This is a genomic window from Anaerolineales bacterium, assembly GCA_015075625.1.
In the GTDB taxonomy this organism is placed as follows: domain Bacteria; phylum Chloroflexota; class Anaerolineae; order Aggregatilineales; family UBA2796; genus UBA2796.
Genome location: JABTTZ010000003.1, coordinates 488,288 through 511,315, shown reverse-complemented (window position 1 = coordinate 511,315; position 23,028 = coordinate 488,288). Strand labels below are relative to the sequence as shown.

At 57.9% G+C, this 23,028-nt stretch carries 22 protein-coding genes; 20 read left to right on the top strand and 2 right to left on the bottom strand.

The window, feature by feature from the left end; genetic code table 11:
* Positions 1–21: 21 nt before the first annotated feature.
* The 7 genes from pseB (at position 22) to HS103_16425 (ending at position 6,305) form a co-directional block, all read left to right on the top strand.
* Positions 22–1,068, top strand: coding sequence for a UDP-N-acetylglucosamine 4,6-dehydratase (inverting) (gene pseB, locus HS103_16455; GenBank protein MBE7514393.1), 1,047 nt, complete (start codon positions 22–24; stop codon positions 1,066–1,068).
* Positions 1,061–2,254: a UDP-4-amino-4,6-dideoxy-N-acetyl-beta-L-altrosamine transaminase gene (gene pseC / locus HS103_16450; GenBank protein ID MBE7514392.1), complete on the top strand. Its 1,194-nt coding sequence runs from the start codon at positions 1,061–1,063 to the stop codon at positions 2,252–2,254. The genes pseB and pseC overlap by 8 nt, the downstream gene beginning before the upstream one ends.
* A 15-nt stretch (positions 2,255–2,269) precedes the next feature.
* Positions 2,270–3,430 (top strand): N-acetyl sugar amidotransferase, encoded by a 1,161-nt coding sequence (locus HS103_16445; GenBank protein MBE7514391.1) that lies wholly within the window; start codon positions 2,270–2,272, stop codon positions 3,428–3,430.
* A 3-nt stretch (positions 3,431–3,433) separates the two neighbouring features.
* Positions 3,434–4,051, top strand: coding sequence for an imidazole glycerol phosphate synthase subunit HisH (gene hisH / locus HS103_16440; GenBank protein ID MBE7514390.1), 618 nt, complete (start codon positions 3,434–3,436; stop codon positions 4,049–4,051).
* A 92-nt stretch (positions 4,052–4,143) separates the two neighbouring features.
* A complete protein-coding gene (gene hisF, locus HS103_16435; protein ID MBE7514389.1) occupies positions 4,144–4,902 on the top strand; it encodes an imidazole glycerol phosphate synthase subunit HisF in 759 nt (252 codons plus the stop codon).
* An 18-nt stretch (positions 4,903–4,920) separates the two neighbouring features.
* Entirely contained in the window at positions 4,921–5,550 is a 630-nt protein-coding gene (locus HS103_16430; protein ID MBE7514388.1) for a methyltransferase domain-containing protein, read from the top strand.
* A 41-nt stretch (positions 5,551–5,591) separates the two neighbouring features.
* Complete coding sequence (locus HS103_16425; protein ID MBE7514387.1) at positions 5,592–6,305, top strand: glycosyltransferase family protein; 714 nt, start codon at positions 5,592–5,594, stop codon at positions 6,303–6,305.
* 425 nt (positions 6,306–6,730) lie between these two features.
* Here HS103_16425 and HS103_16420 read toward each other — a convergent pair whose 3' ends face one another.
* Complete coding sequence (locus HS103_16420; protein MBE7514386.1) at positions 6,731–8,239, bottom strand: glycosyltransferase family 39 protein; 1,509 nt, start codon at positions 8,237–8,239, stop codon at positions 6,731–6,733.
* A gap of 50 nt (positions 8,240–8,289) precedes the next feature.
* On the opposite strand from HS103_16420, the gene HS103_16415 reads away from it, so the two are divergent.
* From HS103_16415 to HS103_16390, 6 genes are all read left to right on the top strand, one after another.
* Positions 8,290–8,826 (top strand): hypothetical protein, encoded by a 537-nt coding sequence (locus HS103_16415; GenBank protein MBE7514385.1) that lies wholly within the window; start codon positions 8,290–8,292, stop codon positions 8,824–8,826.
* Between the two features lie 122 nt (positions 8,827–8,948).
* A complete protein-coding gene (dnaN, locus tag HS103_16410) occupies positions 8,949–10,076 on the top strand; it encodes a DNA polymerase III subunit beta (GenBank protein ID MBE7514384.1) in 1,128 nt (375 codons plus the stop codon).
* A gap of 161 nt (positions 10,077–10,237) precedes the next feature.
* Complete coding sequence (gene pfkA, locus HS103_16405; GenBank protein ID MBE7514383.1) at positions 10,238–11,209, top strand: 6-phosphofructokinase; 972 nt, start codon at positions 10,238–10,240, stop codon at positions 11,207–11,209.
* A gap of 154 nt (positions 11,210–11,363) precedes the next feature.
* Positions 11,364–11,939: a hypothetical protein gene (locus tag HS103_16400; protein MBE7514382.1), complete on the top strand. Its 576-nt coding sequence runs from the start codon at positions 11,364–11,366 to the stop codon at positions 11,937–11,939.
* Positions 11,940–11,942: 3 nt separating this feature from the next.
* Positions 11,943–12,956, top strand: a complete 1,014-nt coding sequence (locus HS103_16395) for an AAA family ATPase (protein ID MBE7514381.1) — start codon at positions 11,943–11,945, stop codon at positions 12,954–12,956.
* A 9-nt stretch (positions 12,957–12,965) separates the two neighbouring features.
* Positions 12,966–14,123: a glycosyltransferase gene (locus HS103_16390; protein MBE7514380.1), complete on the top strand. Its 1,158-nt coding sequence runs from the start codon at positions 12,966–12,968 to the stop codon at positions 14,121–14,123.
* Positions 14,124–14,849: 726 nt separating this feature from the next.
* Here the strand turns inward: HS103_16390 and HS103_16385 are convergent.
* The gene (locus tag HS103_16385; GenBank protein ID MBE7514379.1) at positions 14,850–16,532 is read right to left on the bottom strand and encodes an ABC transporter permease; all 1,683 of its coding nucleotides are present in this window, start codon (positions 16,530–16,532) and stop codon (positions 14,850–14,852) included.
* Positions 16,533–16,683: 151 nt separating this feature from the next.
* On the opposite strand from HS103_16385, the gene HS103_16380 reads away from it, so the two are divergent.
* The 7 genes from HS103_16380 (at position 16,684) to HS103_16350 (ending at position 22,903) form a co-directional block, all read left to right on the top strand.
* Entirely contained in the window at positions 16,684–18,027 is a 1,344-nt protein-coding gene (locus HS103_16380) for an aminotransferase class III-fold pyridoxal phosphate-dependent enzyme (GenBank protein ID MBE7514378.1), read from the top strand.
* An 86-nt stretch (positions 18,028–18,113) separates the two neighbouring features.
* On the top strand, positions 18,114–19,565 hold the full coding sequence (locus HS103_16375; GenBank protein MBE7514377.1) for a CoA-acylating methylmalonate-semialdehyde dehydrogenase: 1,452 nt from the start codon (positions 18,114–18,116) through the stop codon (positions 19,563–19,565).
* Between the two features lie 371 nt (positions 19,566–19,936).
* Positions 19,937–20,290: a hypothetical protein gene (locus tag HS103_16370; GenBank protein ID MBE7514376.1), complete on the top strand. Its 354-nt coding sequence runs from the start codon at positions 19,937–19,939 to the stop codon at positions 20,288–20,290.
* Positions 20,291–20,306: 16 nt separating this feature from the next.
* Positions 20,307–20,570, top strand: coding sequence for a type II toxin-antitoxin system HicA family toxin (locus tag HS103_16365; GenBank protein ID MBE7514375.1), 264 nt, complete (start codon positions 20,307–20,309; stop codon positions 20,568–20,570).
* Positions 20,567–20,791, top strand: a complete 225-nt coding sequence (locus HS103_16360; GenBank protein ID MBE7514374.1) for a type II toxin-antitoxin system HicB family antitoxin — start codon at positions 20,567–20,569, stop codon at positions 20,789–20,791. Before HS103_16365 ends, HS103_16360 begins: the two co-directional genes overlap by 4 nt.
* A gap of 60 nt (positions 20,792–20,851) precedes the next feature.
* Positions 20,852–21,715 carry an acyltransferase gene (locus HS103_16355; protein ID MBE7514373.1) on the top strand — a complete coding sequence of 288 codons (864 nt, stop codon included), beginning with the start codon at positions 20,852–20,854 and terminating at the stop codon, positions 21,713–21,715.
* Positions 21,716–21,874: 159 nt separating this feature from the next.
* Positions 21,875–22,903 carry a TIGR03842 family LLM class F420-dependent oxidoreductase gene (locus HS103_16350; GenBank protein MBE7514372.1) on the top strand — a complete coding sequence of 343 codons (1,029 nt, stop codon included), beginning with the start codon at positions 21,875–21,877 and terminating at the stop codon, positions 22,901–22,903.
* Positions 22,904–23,028 lie beyond the last annotated feature (125 nt).

Sequence of the window (23,028 nt, the reverse complement as noted above, 5' to 3'; positions counted from 1 at the left end):
CTCACAGTGCAAGGTTACTGGATGAATCACACACCACGGCTTGAAACAAAACACTTTCCTCAACTGATCGACCTCTTTCACAACAAGAGCGTGCTAATCACCGGCGGGACGGGATCATTTGGAAAAAAGTTCACCGAAACAATCCTCCGTCATTTCACGCCCAAACGCTTGATCATCTTCAGTCGCGATGAACTGAAACAGTTCGAGATGCAGCAGACGATTCGCGGTGAAAACGTCCGTTACTTCATTGGCGATGTGCGGGATCGGGATCGCCTTATCCGCGCCTTCCGGGGCGTTGATCTAGTCATTCATGCTGCCGCTCTCAAGCAAGTTCCTGCTGCCGAATACAACCCCTTCGAGGCGATCAAGACGAACATCATCGGCGCGGCGAACGTCATTGATGCCGCCATTGATTGCGGCGTCAGCCAAGTGGTCGCCCTCAGCACGGACAAAGCCGCCAACCCCATCAATCTCTATGGGGCAACAAAACTCTGTTCAGATAAACTCTTTATTGCCGCTAACAACTATGCAGGCGGCGGCGGCACACGCTTTAGCGTCGTTCGCTATGGCAATGTCGTCGGCAGTCGGGGGAGTGTCATCCCCTTTTTCGAGAAAATGCGCCAAAGCGGAATACTCCCCATCACCGATCCGCGCATGACACGCTTTTGGATCACCCTTCAGCAGGGCGTCGAACTCGTCTTGAATGTCCTCATATGGATGCAAGGCGGCGAAATTTACGTCCCCAAACTGCCGAGCATGAACATCATGGATTTGGCAAAGGCAATCGCCCCCGAATGCCAGACGACAATCACCGGCATTCGCCCAGGCGAAAAACTCCACGAGGTAATGATCCCAGAGGACGACGCCCGCGACACGCTAGAATTCGATGACCATTTCGCCATTCTCCCCCCGCATCAGGAATGGACAGACCCGGCACGCTATCGCCAGCGGGCGGGCGGGACGCCTTGCCCTGAAGGGTTCTCTTACAGCAGCCACACAAACACGCAATGGTTAAGTGTCGCCGATTTGCACGCGATGATTGCCGGAGGAATGGACGATCATGCCTAACCCCCTCGCCCTTCGCGGCGGCACACCCGTCCGCCAGTCCGTTTTGCCCTATGGACGCCAAGATATAGATGATGCCGATATTGCCGCCGTTGTCGAGGTCTTGCGCTCCGATTGGCTGACGACGGGACCGAAAGTGGGCGAATTTGAAGTCGCTTTTGCCGCCGCTGTGGGGGCAAAGGAAGCCGTCGCGGTCAGCAATGGGACGGCGGCGCTCCATGCCGCCATGTTCGCCCTCGGCATTGGCGCGGGCGATGAGGTAATTGTCCCCCCCATGACCTTTGCCGCCAGCGCCAATTGCGTCCTCTATCAAGGGGGGACGCCCGTCTTTGCCGATGTCCTCCCCGACAGCCTTCTGATCGACCCCGATCAGGTTGCCGCCAAGATCACCCCCCGCACAAAGGCGATCATCGCCGTTGATTATGCCGGACAGCCCTGCCATTACGCCGAGTTACGCGCCCTTGCCAACCAACACCGGCTGCCTCTGGTGGCGGATGCCTGCCATGCTATTGGCGGCAGCTATCATAAAAAACCCGTTGGGACACTGGCTGATCTCAGCACCTTCAGCCTGCACCCCGTGAAGCACATCACGACGGGCGAGGGTGGGGTGATCACCACCGATGATCCCGAATTCGCCCGCCAAATGCGCATCTTCCGCAATCACGGCATCACCACCGACCATCGTCAACGCGCCCTCACTGGCGGCTTTTTCTACGAGATGGTTGAACTCGGCTACAACTACCGCATCACCGATTTTCAGTGTGCCTTAGGGATCAGCCAACTGCGCAAGTTGGCGGCATCCGTCGCCCGCCGTCAGGAACTTGCCGCCCTATATGATGAGGCGTTCAGCGAACTGCCCTATATCCAACCCCTTCACACCTATTCAGATCGAACGCATGGTTATCACCTTTACGTTGTGCGCGTCGATACCGCCCAGCTTGGCGTCAGCCGTGCCGATGTATTCGCCGCGCTGCGTGCCGAAAACATCGGGGTGAATGTCCATTATGTTCCCGTCCATTTGCATCCCTACTACCAGAATCATCTCGGCACAGGGGTGGGGCTTTGTCCGGTTGCCGAAGCCGCCTATGAGCAGATTCTCTCGCTGCCGATGTTCCCCCAAATGACGGCGGATGACACGGCGGATGTCGTCGCTGCCTTCGCCAAATTGCCCGCTCTCATGGATGCTTAGGAGTCACACCCACCAATGGCAGCCCTTCGTTACTGCAAACGCTGTGTCATGCCCGATACAAAGCCCGACCTGCACCTTGATGAGGATGGGATTTGTAATGCCTGCCGAAGCTACGAACGCCGCAAGGTCGTGGATTGGAATCAACGCAAACACGAATTGCTCACCGTGCTGGATCGCTACCGCTCGAAGGATGGCTCGAATTACGACTGCATCATCCCCGTCAGCGGCGGCAAAGATAGCCATTTTCAGACCATCCGTATGTTGGAATTGGGGATGAACCCCCTCTGTGTCACTGCCACCACCGATCAGCTTTCGGAGATTGGGCGGCACAACATCGAAAATATCAAACGCCTCGGCGTCGATTATATCGAGGTTTCGCTGAACCCCGTCGTCCGGCGCAAAATCAACCGCTTGGCGCTCACCCAAGTGGGCGATATTTCGTGGACGGAACACGTCTCCATCTTCACCGTTCCGGTGCGGGTTGCCACTCAGGTGAATGTCCCCTTGCTCGTCTGGGGCGAGAACTCCCAGAACGAGTATGGCGGACCCGCTGCCGCCGCTGAAGATAGCGTCCTCACCCGCCGCTGGCTAGAGGAATTTGGCGGTTTGCTTGGCTTGCGTGTCTCCGACCTGATCGGGCAAGAGGGCATTACCGAACGCGATCTGATCCAATACACCTACCCCTCGGACGAGGCGCTTCAGCGCACCGGCGTCACCGGCTTGTTCCTCGGTTACTACCTCCCCTGGGATGGCTACGGGAACGCCCTCATCGCCCAAGCGCACGGCTTCCGCACGCTGGATCGTCCCGTTGAGGGGTCGCTCGTCAATTACGAGAATCTCGATAACATCCAAACGGGCATTCACGACTACTTCAAATTCCTCAAATATGGCTTTGGGCGGGCAACCGACCTCGCCTGTTTGCACATTCGGCGCGGGCGGCTCTCCCGCGAGGATGGTATCCGCTTGGTGCGGATGCACGATGGCAAATTCCCCAGTACCTATTTAGGCTATCCCCTAGAGATCGTCCTCAAGGCAATTGGGATGACCTATGATGAATTCGTCCGCGTCTGTGATCGATTCACGAATAAAAAGCTGTTCCTGTGCGATTCACGTGGGAATCTGATCAAGGATACCGACGGCAACCTGACCAAAGTGATCTACGATAACGAGGCTTAGGGCATGGCAACCGCGGCGATCATTGATTATGGACTGTGCAATCTTGACTCGGTGGCACGGGCGATTGAAGACTGCGGCGGAAAGGCGATCATCACCGATCAGGCAGCCGACATTGAACGGGCGACCCATATCATCCTGCCCGGCGTTGGCGCCTTTCGGGATGCCATGCGCAACCTGAAAGCGGGCGGCTTGGACGAAGTGTTGGGCGAACAGGTCGTCGGCAAGCAAATTCCTTTTTTGGGGATTTGTCTCGGCTTGCAACTTCTTGCCGCCATTGGCACAGAGGGCGGCGAATCAAGCGGGTTGGGATGGATTGCCGGACGGGTGGAGCGCTTCACCCCAACGCCGACGGAGCGGCGCATCCCGCACATCGGCTGGAATGAAGTCCATTTCGAGCGCGAAACGCCGCTTTTTCGGGGGATTGCCTCCGGGCGCGATTTTTACTTTGTCCACAGCTACCACATCCGCCCCGATAACGCGGCGGAGATCGTCGCTCACACGCCTTACTGTGGGCAGTTCGTCTCGGCAATCCAGCGTGATTGGATTCACGCCGTCCAATTTCACCCTGAAAAAAGCCAGAAGGTTGGCTTCCAGGTCTTACGGAATTTCTTAACGCTGTAAACGTAACGGCGTTAACGTAACACCGTTAAAAACGATAAACCCTAACAGTGTTTAGTGAACGGTGTAAGGCGAACGCGCAAAAAAGGAAACCCATGCTCAAAATTCGGGTGATGCCCACGCTCTTGTTCAAAGATGTTGGCTTGGTGAAGGGCGTCGGCTTTGACTCGTGGCGGCGGGTGGGCAGCGCGATGCAGGCGATCAAGGTTTATAATATGCGAGAGGTGGATGAGCTTGTCTTTGTAGACATCACCGCCACCCGCGAGGGGCGTCCGCCAGACTACAGCACGGTGGATGAGCTTGCCGATGAATGTTTCATGCCGCTGACCGTAGGCGGCGGGGTGCGGACGATTGACCAAGTGGGGCGGCTGCTGCACGTTGGTGCGGATAAGGTGGCGGTGAACACCGCCGCCCTTGAAACGCCGGACCTGATCCGCGAGATTGCCGAACGGTACGGCTCGCAGTGTGCCGTTGTCTCGCTCGATGTGAAGCGCCACCCAGACGGGCGCTGCGAAGTCTACACCCATTCGGGGACGCGCCCCACCGGACGCGATCCGGTAGCGGTGGCGCAGCAGATGGTGAGCCTTGGCGCGGGCGAAATTCTGCTCACCTCAATAGACCGCGACGGGACGATGACCGGTTACGATGTGGCGCTCACCCGTGCGGTGAGCGATGCCGTCTCCATCCCGGTGATTGCCTCTGGCGGGGCGGGCAGCTATGAACATATGGCGGCTGTCTTGCGCGAGGGTGGGGCGTCGGCAGTGGCGGCGGCAAGCATCTTTCACTTCACCCAACAAACCCCATTAGAGGCAAAACGCTACCTCAACGGGCAGGGTTTCCGTGTCCGGTTGTAATATCTAAAAGGATGAGCTATGAATGAGAAATCGACCACCCAAGCGGAAACAACACGCTTAGAAGCTCTCTGGCAGGGGGATTTCGGGGACGCTTATGTAGATCGGAACATCGCGGCGGGCGAGCCGCGTGCGCCCTTCTGGGCAATGATCGCCCAAAAGTACCCGGCAAGGCGCGTGCTGGAGGTCGGCTGCAACCTCGGCGGCAACCTCCGTTGGGTGGCGCAGCACACGCCCGCCCACGAAGTCTATGGCATTGATGTCAACCTGAAGGCACTCGCCCACTTGCGCGAGAACGTACCCGGAGTAAACGGGATTTACAGCCCCGCCCGCGAACTCCCCTTTCGGGATCGCTGGTTTGACCTGACCTTTACAATGGGCGTTCTAATCCACCAACCGGATAGCACGCTGCCCCTTGTGATGGCAGAGATCGTCCGCTGCTCGCGGCGTTATGTCGTGTGCGGCGAGTATTACGCCGAACAGCCAACAGAAGTTCCCTATCGGGGGCAAAGCGGGGCGCTGATCAAGCGTGATTTTGGGCGGCTCTATGCCGAACTATTTCCCGAACTGCGCCTCTTGGAAAAAGGTTTTTTGGGGCGCGATCAGGGCTGGGACGATGTGACGTACTGGGTTTTTGAGAAACAGGGGTAAGCCCGATCCTCATGAAGCGGGTTGCGATCATTCAGGCGCGAATGACTTCTACACGGTTGCCGGGAAAAGTCCTGGCGGAGGTTGCCGGACGCCCGCTGATCGCCCATCAGATTCGGCGTTTGCAGGCGTGCCGCGCTGTGGACGACATCGTGATCGCTACGACGACGAACGCCACCGATGATCCCCTCCTTGAGCTTGCCCGACAGGAAGGGGTGGGGTGGTTTCGCGGCGATGAGCAGGACGTTTTAGGGCGTTATGTTGGGGCTGCCCGCCAAGCAAACGCCGAGGTCGTCCTTCGCCTGACGTCCGATTGTCCGCTCATTGACCCCGAAGTGACCGATCACGTCATTGCCGCGCTAACCGATCCGGTGGAGGGTTGCGATTACGCCAGCAATGTGATTGAGCGCAGCTACCCACGCGGGCTGGATGTAGAGGCGTTCTGGTACGATACCCTCTCTCGGATGGATCGTTTGGGGCGTTCCCCCGCCGCCCGTGAGCATGTCACCGTGTTTCTGCGTTCGGAACGCCCCGATTTGTTCCTGCGGCGGGATGTGGTGGACGCCCAAGATAACAGCGACCTGCGTTGGACGGTGGACACCCCCGCCGATTTGACGCTGATCAAACGGCTGTATGAGGAACTTGGCTTGGCGGAGCGCATTGCCCCCTACAGGGAGATTCTCGCTTACGTCCGCGCTACCCCCCATCTTATGGCGATCAACGCCGAAGTGACAACATGGACGCCGCCAACGCCTTGATTGCGTGGCAGTTGTTCAGAATGGCGCATTTCAAGCTGCCACGCTAAGTACCTCACCACAGAGATTTCTAAAAGAACCCCAATCCCCCCCACCCCCTTTCCCTGCACGCGGAGAAAGGAGGAGAGATTCTCCAGGCGAGGGGGTGGGGGCAAGCCCCGAAGGGGGAGGTTACTCCTAGCCCGCTGCTTTAGCGGTGGGCGCTCACGGGCGGTGACGGGTGCGGGGTTAAAACACCCACACGAGGACTAATCACCCCGTTGGAGCTAGAATCAAAGACAAGTGCCGCGTTTTGCCTTCCAAGCCCCGAAGGGGTGGTTCCCTTCAGCCCGCTTCTTTAGCGGCGGGCGACATCCGGCGGTGGGCGCAAGGCATGGCGCCCCTACCGAAATTACACTGTCAACAGAATCTAGAGGAGGGAGAGGGCGTTAACGCTCTCTCAGTCGATAGATGCGCACCGTGTTCCGCCCGCCCGGGCGCTGGAAGGTGATCATTTCCTCGCGCTCGGCGGGAATTGCCGCATTGGGCAAGGTGGGGGGCTTCTTATCTTCGGTCAGAAGGTAAACATCCTCACCCGCCGCCAACCGCTCGCTGATCAGGGCGACGATGGGGGCATAGACCCGCCCGCCCCAATCGAGGGGGGGGCAATAGAAGGTTACGGGGGCGGTGGAAGCCGTCATCAAGCGTGCGGCGTGGCAGTTCACCGCCGTCCCAATGACGGTGATCGGCGTCTGTGTGTGGCTGAACCACGCCGACGCCTCGGCAATCCCAAACCCCCCGGGAATCCATGTGATGTACTCAGCGCGATCCCCTTCGGGCAGCCGTAAGGCGGCGGGGTCGCCGTAGGCGGTTATCATGAAGGGCAGCCCCCAGAAAGCAATCCACATGAGCGGAGCAGCCCACAAGGTGGCAAGGGCAAAGGGTTTTTCCGCCGCCCTGTTCGCCCGCGCTACGGCGTCGATCTGCACGGCGGCACCAATGACGACGATCAAAAGCAAAAACGGCGCGGCGGGGGTTGTGTAGCGCAGCCAAAGGGAATTCGCCGTGAGCGAGATCGCCGCAAGGGGCAGCAGAAACCCGCCGATCAGCAGGAGGGCGCGGCGCGGCGCGGTGAGGACAAAGCCGATCACCGTCAGGGCGGCGATGATCAGGAAGAGGTCGCCATAGTAGATGCGGAAGGCGTTGGCGATGGCGGCGATATTGCCCCCCGCCCGTTGGGGGAGAGATGCCGGATCAAGGGAGGTGAGGGCGGTGCTTTGTCCGGTGGGGTCTGCCTTTTGGGAGAGAATATACAGGGCGGCAGGAGCAAGGATCACCCCCGCGACGAGGAGGGCGATTCCCGCTTGGCGAAGGCGAAGACGGAACGGTTTTTCGGTGATGAACAGGGCAGCCAGAATAGGCAGCAGCAGAAAGACCAGTCCGGTCAGTTTGGCAAAGACAGTCAGGGCGAGGGCAGCCCCGCAGAGGACGGCAGCAAAGGGGCGCCCCGAACGCAGCGCCCGAATCGCCCACCAAAGAGCGACCATTGCCATTGCACCAATTGTCGTATCGACAAGCGTCATACGCTCGAAGAAAAAGAGATGTGGTGCGCCAATCCAAAGCGCCATGAGCAGGATCCCCGCCCCCCGCGAATGGAGCGCCCGCCCAACGCCATAACCCGCCGCCAAGCCAAGCACACCGAGGAGGATCACCGCATAGCGCCCGATAAAAACCGCCCCGCTGAAGGGGTAAAAGAGCGCGGCAAGGTAAGGGGCAAGCGCCTTGCCCGTCTCCAAGAGGTAAAAGGGGCTGCCCCTCCAGACCCCCTGAGCGCGGGTGAGGTGCGAGGCTTCATCCAGAAAGAGAGGAAAGACGGTTAGGGCATAGGTGCGTGTCAGCCAATAAAGAAAGAGCAGCGCGGCGGCAGTCCAGATGGCACGCCGGGGAGAGATAATCAAAAGAAGTCACCTCAGGAAACGATAGGTACGATTAGGTATAATAGCATTTTATGAGCGAGACACCCCAACCCCAACCGAGTTCCATCCCAAGCAGCACGCCGATCCCTTCCACGGGGCTGCCATCCACCGCGGCAACACCAAGTAAGAAATCCGTCTCTGCCGAGGTGAGCGCGGCACGTTTGGCGCAGCACCTCCGCCGAAAGCGCCTTCGTGCCGACCAAAACGGAGCGCTCATTGCTGGCGGAATTATGGCAGGGATGGGGTGGGTGCTGCTCGTCCGTCTGGTACATACCTCCCCCCCGTTGGCGTTCCCCCGTTGGCTGTTCTTCATCTTGCTCTTTTTGGCAGTGACGGGAACGGTGATCCCCTTCGTGTGGTATCTGAATCAGCGCCTCAGCCGCTACACGCCCGCGACGAGTGGCGTGCTCCTGCGGCAAAGCATGTGGTTTGGGATGTTCGCCGTCACCGCCATGTGGCTGCAACTGACGCGCAGTTTGACCGCCCCAATTGCGTTTTTCCTCGCCCTAGCGATGGGGGTTATTGAGGTGTTTCTGCGGCTGCGAGAACGGGCTAGTTCCAATTCTTAGAGAGGGTGAGAATCACTAGTTCCCCTGCGTTTTACGCCAATGGCGGGGCTTTTTGCGCCGCTTGGTAAGTCCTGTATAATTCCCCATACGAACATATATTCACATTCAGGTGCAACCATCCCATGAAAGTATCCGTCCTCCAAGAAAATCTGGCAAAGGGGCTGAACATCACCGCTCGCGCTGTGTCAACCCGTGCGACAAACCCCGTTTTGCTTAATGTGCTGCTGAACGCCGAAGATGGGCGACTCCATGTATCGGGGAACAACCTCGAACTAGGGATTACTGCCCGCGTGGGGGCAAAGGTCGATCAAGAAGGGGCGATCACCGTCCCCTCGAAACTGATCAGTGAGTTCATCAATCAGCTTCCCCCCGAACGGGTCGATATGGAGGTGGACACCGCCACAAACACGTTGAAGATCATCTGTGGGACGTGGAAAACAGAGATCAACGGGATAAGCGCCGATGAATTTCCCGCCGTCCCCGCCACCGACACCGAAAATGGAATCGAGATCGCCGCGCCGCTGTTCCAATCAATGATCGATCAGGTTGTTTTTGCCGCAGCGAAGGATGATAACCGTCCGGTGCTGATGGGTGTCCTCGTGCGCTTTGAGGGCAACCGCTGCGTGATGACCTCCGCCGATGGCTACCGGATGGCGATGCGCACGACACAGCTTGAACAAAGCGTGAGCAGCCCGATTTCAGTGATCGTGCCAGCGCGGACGCTGGCTGAACTGAGCCGCATCATTGGGGGAGCGACGGGGAGCATGTATATTTCCGTCGCCGGATCGCGCAATCAGGTCATGTTTTATGTTGATAATACGGATGTCGTCTCGCAACTGGTGGATGGCAAGTTCCCCGATGTGGAGGCGCTGATTCCCAAATCAAGCGCGACAAAAACGACCATGCAAACCTCAGACTTTTTGCGCATCTGCCGCTTTACGGAGATATTCGCCCGTGAGACGAACAATACCTCGCGCCTGCGGGTAGAAACCGGGGGCAGTGGCGCTGGTCAGGTGTTCATGCGTTCTGAGGCACAGGAACAAGGCAGCAGCGAAGGGCAGATTGAAGCATTGGTCAGTGGGGGAGGGGTGGAGATCGCCTTCAACGTGCGCTATCTGATTGATGTCCTCGCCGTGATGGATAACGATCAACTTGTTCTGGAGACGAACACAGCAGCAAACCCGGGCGTGATCAAGCCCGAGGGACGTTCCGATTTTGTCTATGTGGTGATGCCCATGAGCGTGCGGTAGCCCTATGGAGTAGCCCTAGTCGTCCTTCTAGAAGAACCCCAATCCCCCCATCCCCTTTCCCTGTCTAAGGGGAAAGGGGGTGTTTCTCGCTCCCCACTGGTACAATCTCTTTATACGCTTAGCTTTACCGAGAGGACACAAGATAACCCCGCATGGCGACGATACAACGTGTGGCGATCCTGACCAGTGGGGGGGACGCCCCCGGCATGAACGCGGCAATCCGCGCCCTAACGCGAGTCTCTCTGGCACAAGGGTGGGAGGTTTTCGGCGTTCAGGAAGGCTATCGTGGTTTGGTCGAAGATAACCTTATCCCTCTTGATGCCCGACGTGTCGGCGGGATTATTCAACTGGGTGGGACAATGCTCGGCAGCGCCCGCTGTTTGGAATTCAAAACAGAAGATGGGCGCAAAAAGGCGCTGGCAAACCTTGAACGGCACGGCATTCACGGCTTATTCGTCATTGGCGGCAACGGCTCGCAAACAGGCGCCAATACCCTTTATGAGATGGGCTTTCCGGTCAACGGCGTCGCCTCCACAATTGATAACGATCTCGTCGGCTCAGACATCACCATCGGCGTGGATACCGCCCTGAACATTGCCCTTGAATCGATTGACCGCTTGAAAGTTACCGCCTCGTCCCATCGGCGGGCATTTCTGGTGGAGGTCATGGGGCGTGACTGCGGCTATTTGGCGCTTATGGCGGGCATTGCTGGCGGCGCGGAGATGATCGTCATTCCCGAAATTGAAACAACCCCCCAACAAATTGCCGAGACGATTCGAGCCGCCTACAAGCGCGGCAAATCTCACGCGCTGGTTGTTGTGGCAGAGGGGGCAAAGCACAACACCGATGCCCTCATTGATCATTTCAAAACCTCTGGCGATGACCTCGGTTTTGAGATGCGGGCGCTCACCCTTGGGCATGTTCAGCGCGGCGGCGCACCCTTTGCCTTTGATCGCACTCTGGCTGCCCGTCTAGGAGCAATGGCGGTGGAAGCAATGGCGAACGGTCAGTACGGCGTCTTAGCCGGATCGAAGGGTGGGCAAATGATCACCACGCCTCTAAAAGAGATTGCCGGAAAAACGAAAGGCATTGACCCTAACTTGCTGCGCTTGGCGGACATTTTGGCGCAATAGCCGCCTATCACGCTCATTCATCATTGAGTCATAGATGATTCTGTTCGGGGAACACTGGTAACGTAACGCCGTAAGATTTTCGACATTTTCTTTACGCCGTTACCTTAACGATGCAAAGAAAATGCCCCTTAGGAAAAAGAGAGGATCGTAAGGGATGGGTATTCTCTATTACGCCGTTGTGCCAGAGGTTCTTCAAGAACACCACACCCTGATCACCGCTCACGAAGGAGAGGTGGTGGGTCCCCGCGCACGTGGCTACTGGTCAGACTATCCCGAAGCGTTTGATTACGAGGCGGTTCAGGCGGTGGCGCAGGGGCTTGCCGAGATCGGCGCGAAATATGGCACGGATCGGCTTGAACTCTCCGAGGTGGCGGCGCACTCCCTTTCTCTCTTAGAGATCACCGTCCCCGCCGATGATCAGCCCTTTCCGCCGCAGCTTTTCCTCACCAGCCTCCCCCCCGCCGCCGTTCGGCTGCACCTGACCTTTCTGGCGGCGGCGCTTGGCGATGATCCCGATGCAGCGGTGCGGCACATCCGTGCCAGCAGCCGTGATCCGCGCTACGCCGCCTTTTTGCGCAAGCAAGTCCGCCGTCTGCGAGAGACGCTCCCCACCGTGTGGCGCTTTCACGAACGGGCGTGCGCGGCGGGGCAGGGCGTCCTCGTTATTGATCTTCGCGCCCGCGATTTGGTCATTCCTGATGCGTTGGAACGGTTGGGATGGGGGAACTGAGCGATGTACCATACGGAATGGGGTATGGTGGGGCATGGGTGGGCAGTTCACCAACTGACCCAAGCGCTGAAGGCGGGGCGGCTGCGCCACGCTTACCTGATCACCGGACCCGCCGAAATTGGCAAGACAACATTGGCGCGGCGCTTGGCGGCAGCAGTCAACTGCACAGCGGCGGCGGGGCGCCCTTGTGGACAGTGTCGTTCCTGCACCCTCATTGAGCGGCACGCCCATAGTGATGTTACCACCATCAGCGCAAACGAAGGGACGCTGAAGATTGACCAAGTGCGGGAGATGGTGCAAAGCCTTTCCCTGCGCCCGCTGGAGGGGCGCCATCGGGTGATGATCCTGCGCCGCTTTCACGAGGCAAGCGGCGCGGCGATGGATGCCTTGCTCAAAACCCTTGAAGAACCACCCCCTTACGTCTTGATCCTGATCACCGCCGATACGACAGACGGCTTGCTGCCAACCATCCGCTCGCGCTGCCAGCCGTTGGTGCTTCGCCCCGTACCACCCCCCGCCATTCGAGAGGCGTTGATCACCCACTGGGGGGTAGACCCCGACAAGGCGGCGCTCTTGGCGCAGCTTTCCGCCGGGCGCTTGGGATGGGCGGTGCGTGCCAGCGACGATGCCGACCTTCAAGCGCGGCGCACCGCGTGGATTGCCGATTTGGAAAAGGCGATTCAAAGTGATCGCGTGGGGCGTTTTGCCCTTGCCGAGGCGCTGGCAAAAAACAAAGACGATCTCCCCGCTATTTTGGACTTATGGACAAGTTATTGGCGGGATGTCCTGCTCCTGACGGCGAACACGACAACGCCTATCGTCAATCGGGATCGGCGGCACACCCTTGATCAGATTGCCCGCACAATCAGCCTAGACGATGCCTTCCGTCTGGTACGTGCCGTTCGCCGCACGGTGGGCTATCTGGGGGCGAATGTGAACACTCGTCTTGCCCTCGAAGTCTTAACCCTTGATATTCCGCGCCTGCGGCTCTACGATGCGCCGCCCGGTTCGCCTTAACTGAATCTTTTGCACATTGCCCCCTATTACGCCCCCGCATGGGCATTTGGGGGTGTCGTCGCCGCACTCAACGGCTTGGCGCGGGCGCAAGCCGAGGCGGGGCATGAGGTTGCTGTGCTGACGACGGATGCGCTCACCTTCGACGCCCGCACGCCTATCCGCCGCGAAACGATAGACGGTGTAGAGGTCATTCGCTGCCGCAACCTGAGCCATGCCCTTCGTGCGCGGTATAACCTTGCCACCCCGCTTGGCTTCCGCCGAACGCTCTATGAGGTGGCGGCGGCGTCACCCCCCGACGTGATCCACCTCCACGAATGGCGCACCATCGAAAACCTCTTGCTGGATCGCCGCCTTGCGCCCATTGTATGTTCGCCGCACGGGACGCTCGGTTATGGGGCGGGACGGGCGGGCTTCAAGCGGGCATGGGATCGCCTTTTCGGGCGTAGACTTGCCCAGAAAATGACGCGCCTGATCGCCCTCACCGGGGCGGAGGCAGACGAGGTGCGGGCGCTGTGGACATCCTTTCGCCTTCCCCTGCCAGAGATCGCCATTGTCCCCAACGGGGTGGCGGCTGATCTCCCCCAACAGATTGATGCTTCTTCCCTTGATCTGCGGGCGCAGTATGGCTTGGGTGCGGGGACGGTGATCCTCTTTCTGGGTCGCCTGCACGAACGAAAAGGGCTTCAATTCCTCATTCCCGCCTTTGCGCGGGCGGCGCCCCATGATCCTGACGCCCGCTTACTGATCGCCGGACCGGACGCTGGCTACGAGTCGTCTGCCCGTCAGCTTGCCGAGGCGGAAGGCGTTTCGGGGCGGGTGATTTTTGCCGGAATGCTCAGCGGGGCGGATCGCTTGGCGGCACTCAAAGCAGCCGATGTGTTCGTCTTGCCCGCCGTTGGCGAAGGGCTGAGTATGGCAGCGTTGGAGGCGATGGCGGGAGGACAAGCGCTGATCCTCACACCGGGCTGTAACCTACCAGAGGTCACCACCGAAGGGGCTGGCTGGCTGGTAGAGCGTACCGTTGAGGGCGTGGCGGGGGCGCTTCGCGAGGCGCTTGCTGACCCCAACAAGCGGCGCGAATGTGGGAACCGGGCGCGGGCATGGGTGCGGCGTGCGTTCACGTGGGAGGTCGTGGCGAAGGCGATGATCGCCGCCTACCAGAATTGATCTCTGAATCCCCTGTTGGTTATACTTCCCCTCAGCATACCGATCTCACCAATGGTGGTGCATAATGGCAGACCTCATTGGGCAGCGCATTGGCGATTACCAGATCATCGGAATTTTGGGCAAAGGCGGCATGGGAGGAAACATCGACAAAAGCGTCAATGCATTCCTAGGCAAATACGATAAGTAATTGTGAATCCAACGGAAACTCCTACCCTTGCCTTTACGCAAACGCCACTACCGGCATTGTTTCCAATAGGTACATCCAATACAGTGTGGACGCCCGTCCAGCGCGACTTCAATGATGTGGCGATGGGGTTGGTGCCGGTAGGCTGTTTCAGAATGAGGAGCGAGGCTAGGGAGGACGAAAAGCCGATCCATGAGGTGTGCATCACATAACCGTTTTGGATCGACCAATACGAGGTGACGAACGAGCAATTTGCGACCAAAGGGGGACAGGCTGGACGCGACAGCAATTAGGCGGATACCGATCTCCCCCGCCGCGGACACCGGAGATAGCACCTCCGTGCTGCGTATACTGCGTGGCGTGGCGTAGCGCTACCATGATGACTTCGTTCGCAGCACGAATCGGGTCAGGGGCAGCCCTTCCAACGAGTACGACTTTGTTGAGTTTCGCTGCGCTCGTTCTTTCGCCCACTGGTTCTGAATCCTGAATTTCTGGTTTTGAGGGGGTGCATGGGCGTAGCCCCTACCCGAAAACGCTCTCCCTTACCCCTCGCGCATCGTCTTGGGGAGTACCACCGCTTCCACCGCCGCCACAATGAGGAAAAAGGTGATCCCCAACAAGGCGGCAATGAAGATCGCCGCCCATAGTTTTTCCGGTCCCGTCGCGTAATACTGATTAAAGTTCAGGATCGCTCGCCCCAACCCATCGCCAATGCCCGATGGCAGTTCGCCAATGATCGTCCCCACGACGCTTGCCGTTGCCGAAACCTTCAAGGCGGTGAAGATGTACGGCAGCGCGGAGGGGAAACGCAGTTTCCAAAAGATCGCCCACCGCGAGGCGGCGTAAGTGTGCATCAATTCCAGCGAATTTGGGTTGGGCGAACGCAGCCCCCGCAGCGTGTTGATCGTCACCGGAAAGAAGGTGAGGTAAGCGGCGATGATCGCCACCGACCAAAACTGATCCTTCAGCCAGATGACAACCATCGGCGCGATAGCGAGGATGGGGACGGTCTGCGAGGCAACAACATAGGGCAGCAGCCCGCGCTCCAACAGCCGCGAATGGGCAAAGACCGATCCCAACAGGAAGCCCAGCGCCACCCCTAACAGAAAGCCGACAATCGCCTTGCCCCACGTCACCCGCGCCGAGTCGATCAAAATGCTCAGCAGCAAATCCGGTCCGTTGCGCCGTGCCGGTTGCAGCAGCGACTCGGCAATCACTTGCAAATGGGGCAGTTTCAGGTCGTTCCCGATGCTTAGCTCCACAAGCTGCCATTGGCGGGGCAGATAGAGAAACTTTCCCTCAGCAAAATCGCCCGCCACCGTCCCCAACGGTGAGCCAACCAAATCGGCAACAGAGGTATAACGTCCCACCTCGTCCCCCCGCACGATAACCACAGAACGCTTCGGGAAGGGCGGAATCAGAGGCAAGGTAAGCTGACGCGGCTCACCCTCAAAGCGCGTCAGATAGCGCAAGCTTGGGTGGGGAAGATCGCCCATGTTCGCCGCATCCGCCGCCGGAACGAGCGGATCGATCACCTTTTTATCGACAATCACGGCATCGATCACGCCGCTTTGGAGCGTGTCCAGCGCTGCGTCTATGTCAGGATAGGTGGTCACGCTGTAGGCGGGCAGGGGCAGCGTGATTTTATAGTCCACCGCAGCGGCAAAGCCTTTGAACACCTCCCACCCCAAGAGCAGTGCCGAGAGGACGACGATGAAGCCCAAAACCTTCGTCGCCTTCCCCGGCGCAATGAGCAGCCCCACCAACAAAAAGAAGATCGCCGTCTGGACGAGGAATGCCGTCGAATCCCCTTCTAACACGGGAACGAGAAAGATCAGCACATCCGCCAGAATCAACGCCACAAGGAGGAGCGAGCGCACAGCATTCCCGCGTTCAAAACGGAGGAGGGCGATCCCAATCATCCCCACCCCAAGTGCTGCAAGTCCGGCTTGGATCAGGAGCATCGTCTTTATGATCAGAGCGCTGTACTCTGGGGCAGCATCGCCCACCCGCCCCGCCACCCATGCCCCCAATTCGCCAAGCGTCGAATCCGTCACCAACGGGGAATCGGGCGGCGCAGTGTACGAACGATAGGCGATGATCGCCAATAAGACCGCCGCCCCCACGCAGAACAAACGGATCGTTAGGCGACGCAGGCTAAGACGAGCGGGCATTTTGGAGAGGCTGATAGCAAGGTTTGTCATGGTTTGTTTAAAGGCGCTCAAGGGTCATTCCCTCAATCGTACCCCCCATTCCCCAATTTTGCTGTACTATAGAACGATTACGGTACTAACCACTGGGATTCTTCTAAACAGTACTGTGGTGAGGTACTACCCTAAGATGGACGCTTTTTAGATTGGAGACATTTTTTACCTCATGTGGAACTACGCAGAGATTGTTGAACAGAGCAAAGCTCACACCCTCGTCAGTTGGTCGGCACAGGGGGCGTGGACTCCCATCCCCTATGAACGTGCCGAGGGCGTTTATGTTTGGGATATGAACGGCAAGCGCTACCTTGATTGGTCGTCCCAACTGGTCAATGTGAACATCGGTCACAGCCACCCCCATGTGATTCAAGCCATTCAAGAACAAGTGGCAAAGCTGACCTATGTTGAACCCTCTGGGACAACCGAACCCCGCGCCCGCCTCGGTGCGCTTTTGGCAGAGATCACCCCAGGCACGCTGACGAAAACCTTGTTCAGCAATGGCGGCACAGATGGCATAGAAAATGCTATGAAAGCGGCGCGGTTGTTCACCGGACGCCCAAAAATCCTCACCCGCTACCGTTCCTATCACGGTGGGACGTTCGGGGCGGCAACCGCTGGCGGTGATCCGCGCCGTCTGGCAAACGAGCCGGGCATCCCTGGGATCGTCCGCTTCCCCGATCCGTATAGCTACCGCAGCCCTGCCTATCGGGGGCGAACCCAAGAGGAAGGTGATCTCGTCATTGCCGATATGATCGAGGAAATCATCCAGATGGAGGGTCCCGAATACTGCGCGGCGATCCTCTTAGAGGGCTACAGCGGCTCTAGCGGGGTGATGCAGCCAAGCGCCACCTTCTGGACGCGGATTGGGGAACTCTGCCGAAAGTACGGGATTCTGCTTATTGCCGATGAGGTGATGAGCGGTTTTGGGCGCACAGGCGAATGGTTCGGGATCAACCATTACCCCGATGTGACGCCCGATATTCTCGTCTTTGCCAAAGGGATTACCAGCGGCTATATCCCCCTCGGTGGGACGATCCTCAGCGCCAAAATTGCTGAATATTTCGATAAAAACACGCTTTGGGCAGGGCTGACCTACAGCGCCCATGCCCTTGCCTGTGCCGCAGGCGTGGCAAATATTGAGGTCTACCAGAGCGAAAACCTGATCAGCCGCTCTGCCGCGATGGGCAAGGTTCTCCGGCAAAAGCTGACCGACCTCGCGGAAAAACACCCCTGTGTGGGTGAGATTCGGGGGACGGGGCTTCATCAGGTGTTGGAGATTGTCAAAGACCGCCACAGCCGTGAGCCGATGAGCGAGTATAACAAGCCGCTCTCCGACCCAATGAAGACCGTTGCAGCGGCGCTGAAGGCAAACGGGCTGAGTACGCTTGTCCGCTGGAACATGATCTTCAACTGCCCGCCGCTGATCATTAGCGAAGCCCAGATTGACGAGGGCATCGCCATTCTTGACGCCGCCCTCAGCCAGATCGATTCGTATTACACAGGCAAAACATAAAGCCCATTTGGGCGGAGTCTGTTGGGGTGTATGGTATATGCCCCTCACGATAGAACGTAAAAGTAACGAGATAAAGGCAATCCCCTATGACAACGAAATTGAAAAACTACATTAATGGACGGTGGGTGGACTCTAGTGCAACACATTACACGCCTGTGCAAAACCCCGCCACCTGTGAACTGCTTGCCGAATGTCCCGATTCTCCCCGTGCCGATGTGGACAAGGCGGTGAAGGCTGCTGCTGCCGCCTTTGAGGAATGGCGCAGCACGCCCGTCCTCAGCCGCGCCCAATACATGTTCCGCCTAAAGGCGGCAATCGAGGCGCGTTTTGAAGAATTCACGGCAATGGTCGTCAAGGAAAACGGGAAAACGAAAGACGAAGCACGCGGCGAGGTGCGGCGGGGCATTGAGAGCATCGATTTCGCGGCGGGCGTTCCGGCGCTCATGCGCGGCTATAAAACAGAGGACATCAGCACCGGGATTGACGAAACCGCCGAACGCCAGCCGCTCGGCGTCTATGCGGCAATCACGCCCTTCAATTTTCCGGCGATGGTCCCGCTGTGGTTCTTGCCAACGGCGATCACGACAGGGAATACCTTCGTCTTGAAACCCTCGCCCCAAACGCCGATCAGTATGCAGCTTCTCTTTGAGGTGCTGGACGCTCTCGACCTTCCCGAAGGGGTTGTCAACCTTGTGCAAGGCGGGAAGGAGGCGTCTATAGCGGTGATGGAACACCCCGACATCATCGGTGTCTCGTTCGTCGGCTCAACACCCGTCGCCAAGATTGTCTACGAGACGTGCGCCAAGCACGGCAAGCGCGTTCAGGCGCAAGGCGGGGCGAAGAATTACATCGCCATTATGCCCGATGCGAACATGGAAGCGAGCGTCACCAACATCATCGGATCAGCGTTCGGCTGCGCCGGACAGCGCTGTTTGGCGGGGTCGGTGGTCGTCGCGGTGGGCGATGCCTACGAACCCTTGAAGGCAGAACTGCTCAAACGGGCAAGCACTCTGCGCGTCGGCTATGGCTTGGCAGAGACCACCCAAATGGGGACGGTCATTTCCGGCGCGGCAAAGGAACGGATCGAAAAGATGGTTGAGGATGGCATCCGCGAAGGGGCAGCGCCCCTTTTGGATGGGCGTGGGAAAAAGGTGGAGGGTTACGAGAACGGCTCATTTGTCGGACCGACCATCCTTGATAGAGTGACTTCCGAAATGACCGTTGCCCGCGATGAAATCTTCGGACCCGTCCTCTTGGTGATGCATGTCCCAGATTTCGAGAGTGCGGTGACGATCATCAACCAAAGCCGCTATGGGAACGCCGCCAGCATCTTCACCGCCAGTGGGAAATATGCCCGCGAGTTCAAATACCGCGTCCGCGCCGGAAACATCGGTGTGAATATCGGGGTGGCAGCAGCGACAGCATCCTTCCCCTTTGGCGGGCAAAAGGAATCTTTCTTTGGCGATCTACACGGGCAGGGGCAGGACGCCATTGAGTTCTACACAGATCGGAAGATTTTGATCGAGCGCTGGTTGTAGGGACACCTTGTAGGGCGTCCAAAAGCCCGGTAGTTCATCAGGAAAACTTCCCAAAGAACCCCTATCCCCCGCCCCTTTCCCCGTAGACAGGGAAAGGGGGAAAGACGAACGGCGTCTTTTGCCTTCTAAGCCCCGAAGGGGTGGTCATTCTTAGCCCGCTGCTTTAGCGGCGGGCGACCACACAAGGTCACCCCTACGGAGAGGCGAGTTGTAGGGGAGAAGGGGGAAAATCCCCCTCTCCGTTTACCGGAAACGGATACATGCCGAAGGCGGGTCGCAGAGGGTGGGGGTCTCTACCCCGTGTTTTCAATGTGGTCGTACTTAGGGATGCGAGCAACTGCGTAACGTCTATAACTATAATCAGAGGCACTATGTCGTCGTTGAACACCTTCGGGGCAATCCTCACCTTTGCCATTGGCTTGGAGGAAACACTCCGCGATTACTACACCGCTGCTGGTGATGCAGAGCGTGCCACTGCCGCCGAAAACCGGCGGGTGCGTTTGGAGCGTGTCCGCCGCGAAAACGTGGTGGAGATCACCCTAGAACCCATCGATGGGCTGAACGAAGCGGATTACACCCTTAACCTTGCCGATACGTCCCCGACGGCAGTGACGGCAGCCGGACAGACCGCCGCCCGCTTTTACGCCGAGGTCGCCCCAAAGATCAACGCGAAAGAGGCGCAGCGGGCGCTGGAGCGCTGCGGGCGGGAATACGGGGAGGGGTGATTAGTCACAGCACACCATGAGCCGCAACCAGAAAACCCTCAAACAGATTTTGGCGGGGTCACAAAATATTCGGTTTGAGGATTTTATTGCCCTCTTGATAGGTTTCGGCTTTATCTTGAAGCGTGTGAATGGAAGTCATCATGTCTTTGGGCATCCCAAAATTCAACGACCCTTTCCTGTTCAACCTTTACAGAATAAGGCAAAAATCTATCAAGCACACCAGTTATTGCGTCTGGTCGAGCAATACGATCTCCATTTGGACGATGAGGATGCGGAATGAAACGCTATCATATCAATGTCTTCTACAGTGAAGAAGATGCCTGTTACATTGCGGATATTCCTGATTTGTTCCCCTGTTCAGCACATGGGGAAACACCGGAAGAAGCAGTGGCGGAAGTGATGATCGCCCAAACTCTCTGGTTAGAAGTCGCCGAAAAAGAAGGCTATCCCATTCCTGAACCACGCTATCGACCCGCAATTTATCTTGTTCAAGGCGCATAATCTACCTACCATGAACAACCACTAGAGTTCTTATTTAGAAACCATGAGGAGACCTCCCCAATGAGCAAACGAATCGTTCGCGGCGCACTGGTTCAGGCAACATGGACGGGTGACAAGGAATCGATGATCGCCAAACACATCGATTATGCCCGTAAAGCAGCCGATCAGGGCGCACAAGTCATGTGTTTTCAGGAATTGTTTTACGGTCCCTACTTCTGCCAAGTTCAGAAGCCCGAATACTTTGCCTACACAGAGCTAATCCCCGACGGACCGACCACCGAACGGATGCAGAAACTTGCCCAAGAATTGAAGATGGTCTTGGTTGTCCCCATGTACGAGCAAGAGGGCGTTGGCGTCTATTACAACACCGCCGCCGTCATCGACGCCGACGGGACATACAAGGGCAAATATCGCAAAACACACATCCCTCAACTGCCCGGTTTCTGGGAAAAGTTCTACTTCCGTCCGGGCAACCTCGGCTACCCCGTCTTTGATACTGCCGTTGGCAGGGTCGGCGTTTACATCTGCCATGATCGGCACTTCCCCGAAGGGGCGCGGGCGCTTGGCTTAAACGGCGCGGAGATCGTCTTTATCCCCTCTGCCACCTCGCGGGGGCTAAGCCAACACCTGTGGCGCATCGAACAAACGGCACATGCCATCTTCAACACCTACTACGTGGGGACGATCAACCGCGTGGGCATTGAACCCCTCGGTGACGATGATTTTTATGGCGAAAGCTATTTCTGCAATCCGCGTGGGCAGTTCGTGGGCGAGGTGGGTAGTGACCGCAACGAGGAATTGATCGTGCGCGATCTCGATATGGACATGATCCAAGAGGTGCGCAACACTTGGCACTTCTATTTCAACCGCCGCCCCGATCAATATGCGCCGCTGGTCGAGGCGACTGTTCCGGTGAAGCCGTAATGATCGTTGTAGGGACGCCCTACGCGACGTCTGGTTTTCCGTTCAAACCCTTAAATGTGGTTTTCTAAACGGCGTAAAGTTAACGGTGTTAACTTTTTATATTCTTTACGGTGTAAAGTTAACGCCGTAAAGAATATCTAGAGATTAAGGATAAACAGGATGGAATTTGCGATTACGTTCAAAGGGGATATTTCTCCCAAACGCACGGTGGCGCTTTGCAAGCAGGCAGAGGTGGCTGGCTTTCGTTATGCTTGGTTCTTCGATTCGCACATCCTCTGGCGCGATTGTTATGTGACAATGGCAATGTGTATGGAACACACCGACCATATGCGTTTTGGTCCATGTGTGACAAACCCCGGTGTGCGCGATTGGTCGGTGGCGGCGAGCATGTATGCGACGCTTGCTATGCAAAGCGGCGGACGGTTTGATGTGGGCATTGGGCGGGGCGATTCCTCGCGGCGGGTGATGGGACGCAAGCCAATGACCATCGAAACGATGGTCGAATTTGCCGACGCACTGAAAAAGATGGTGCGCGGCGAGGGCGTCACCTATGCCGATGATGTGGCACCAGTGGATATTCCCTGGGCGGAAGGCTATGAACTTCCAGTGTGGATTGCCGCCTATGGACCGAAAGCCCTGAAAGGTGCAGGCGAGGCAGGCGATGGCTTGATCATCCAACTGGCAGATCCATGGCTGGTAAAGTGGTTTGCCGACCAAGCGAAAGCAGCGGGCAAGGCAGCCGGACGCGATATGGCGAACTTTAAGGTGATGTCGGCAGCGCCGGCGTGGGTGGGCGATATGGGTAAAGCGCGGGCGCAAACCCGTTGGTTCCCGGCGATGGTGGGCAACCATGTTGCCGATATTGTCGATAAGTATGGGAAGGGCGGGGCAGGGGACATTCCGAGCCGCCTGACCGATTATATTGAGGGGCGGAAGGGCTACGATTACCGCCACCATGCCGATAAAGATGCCGATCACCTTGACTTCATCTCCAACGAGATTATCGATTCCTTTGGGCTGTTGGGCGACGCGGCGGCGCATGTCCAAAAACTGAAGGAACTTGAAGCAGCGGGAGTGACCCAGTTCAACATCTACCTAATGTGCGGGGAGGAAGAACGGATCGTCGCTGAATATGCCGAGCATGTCCTGCCCCATTTCCAAAAATCGGCGGCAGCAAAAACACACTAGTGGTTGACCACAGTCATTTCTAAAGAACCCCTATCCCCCGCTCCCTTTCCCCGTACACACGGACAGGGGAGAAATTCTGCGGGCGAGGGGGTTAGGGAGAAGCCCCCTCAAAGACCTGATTCCCC